We start from the raw sequence: 2,069 nt of genomic DNA, 5'->3' as shown, positions 1-2,069 counted from the left end.
CCAAGCAATTGGAAGTGAAATTTGTCGGTGAGTCACTATTTAATGATGGGGTAGGAGTGGTGATTTTTCTTACGCTATTCAGTATTGCTGAGCGAGGAATTGAGAACGTAGGCGCTGGTGAAATCGGACTACTTTTCGCGGAAGAAGTATTAGGGGGCATTGCCTTGGGTCTGGCACTAGGGTATATCACGCAAAAGCTAACGAGCACCATTGACGATTATGAAACTGAGGTAATGATTACGCTTGCTATTGTAATGGGAGGGTACCTGTTGGCTAGTAAGCTACACTTCTCAGGACCACTGGCGGTAGTGGTTGCCGGCTTATTTATTGGTAACAGTACCCGAGAAACCGCCATGTCGGAAACTACCCGAATCTACCTCGATCGTTTTTGGGAACTGGTAGATGTCTTTTTAAACGCTATACTTTTTGTGCTGATTGGTCTGGAACTACTTATTATTTCCTACGAGCCAGCGTACATCATAGCGGGAGTAATCGCAATATTAATTGTGTTGCTCTCTCGCTATGCAGTTTTAAAGCTTCCTATCTATTTCTTTCAAGACAAACTTGATTTCGTCAATCGTACCGATTTGATTATGACTTGGGGCGGACTTCGAGGCGGAATTTCGGTGGCCTTAGCTCTATCTCTTACCGAGGATATGAGTCGGGAGTACCTACTAACGGTTACCTATATTGTGGTGGTCTTCTCCATTATCGTGCAGGGGCTCACCGTAGAAAAATTAATCAAACGATTGGGAGTGATGGGAGCTTCATCTGATAATGCAAAAAACATCACTAACTAGCGGTAGTTTCAGGTGGTCGCTACCAATATAGTGGAAATTTTAGCCCACCTTCTACTGAGTCGCTATTGTAGTGCCGGTGCTGTACGTACTTATACTTCTGCGGTGTTTTATCTGGTTGTGTTTGAAACTTTATTTTTGCGTTCAAAATAGAATTATCTTGATTTAGCTGCTTGTGGTCTTCTCTCAGTGCCAGTACAGAACTAGCCATATCCGTTGACGAAAATTCTATCTTATCTAAGCAGAACGCATGCCCTGCATTGGATTCTACTGAGCAAACCCCATTGAACAACTTGTCATTAATATAATCTAATGAGTCCTCGGTGGTGAGCGGATCAAACGACCTAGCGTTGAACTCAGTAGCGTTGGTCGTGAATGGTTTAATCAAAAATAATAAGAAGATTAGGCAGGTGATTTTCATAATTTCAAAAATTATAGCATTACTATCTAATACGGTTGCAAAATTATTAAGTTTAGATAGTAATGCTTTAATAGTAATTATTTTTGAAAAAGCTACCTCAAACCAGTTAGATAAGTGTATTAGGATCAACCATTATAAATATCGCCCGTTGTTTAAATAAGAAATTTCACTATGCAGTTTACGCCCCAAAAAATGGTGGGTTGGTACCAAGTCAGACAATTGGTATTTACCGGCCTTAAAGCCTTACTCTCGTATATATTCGGTAACTATTCCGATCGGCGCGAGGTGCAAGCTGCTTTGAGCGGTTCCGATCGGTTTGACTTAAGTCAGACTGACGAACTGTGGTTTGACTACGTAGCCGACGTTGGCGACGGATTCAATTCAACGTATTCTGTAGCCAAGCTGCTGGCGCAAAATCAATTGACGTTCAAGCAGGAGACAACTCAACGTGGGAATATTTTAGTTATGGGGGGTGATCAGGTGTACCCAACTCCTGAAATGCACGAATACGAGAATCGTCTGAAAGGCCCGTACCAAGCTGCTCTTCCCCGTAATGACCAGCAGCCATCTCCAGCTCTGTTTGCCATTCCCGGCAATCATGATTGGTACGATGGGCTGACGAACTTTTTGAAAGTGTTTTGTCAAGAGCGTCATATTGGTCAGTGGCAAACGTATCAGAAGCGAAGCTATTGGGCCATTCAACTTCCGCACCGGTTCTGGATTTGGGGTATTGATATTCAGCTAAATTCTGATATTGACCAGCCTCAAAAAAGCTATTTCTCAGATATTATAGATCGATATATGCAACCGGGTGATAGCGTTATTCTTTGCACCGCCGAACCCAGTTGGGT

Annotated in this window: 3 protein-coding genes; 2 read left to right on the top strand and 1 reads right to left on the bottom strand. The window is 42.7% G+C overall.

From position 1 onward, the window contains the following. Positions 1-800, top strand: an 800-nt coding sequence (locus WBA23_RS24955) for a cation:proton antiporter (protein ID WP_424584998.1), incomplete at its 5' end; no start/stop codon positions are given. Positions 801-819: 19 nt separating this feature from the next. Here WBA23_RS24955 and WBA23_RS24950 read toward each other — a convergent pair. Continuing rightward, positions 820-1,218 (bottom strand): hypothetical protein, encoded by a 399-nt coding sequence (locus WBA23_RS24950; protein WP_424584997.1) that lies wholly within the window; start codon positions 1,216-1,218, stop codon positions 820-822. Positions 1,219-1,389: 171 nt separating this feature from the next. On the opposite strand from WBA23_RS24950, the gene WBA23_RS24945 reads away from it, so the two are divergent. Then, the coding region (locus WBA23_RS24945; RefSeq protein ID WP_424584996.1) for a metallophosphoesterase at positions 1,390-2,069 on the top strand (680 nt) is incomplete at its 3' end.

The organism is Tunicatimonas sp., assembly GCF_049647865.1.
GTDB lineage: Bacteria > Bacteroidota > Bacteroidia > Cytophagales > Cyclobacteriaceae > Tunicatimonas.
Note: the sequence above shows the minus strand (reverse complement) of the source record. Positions and strands in the feature narration are given on the sequence as shown.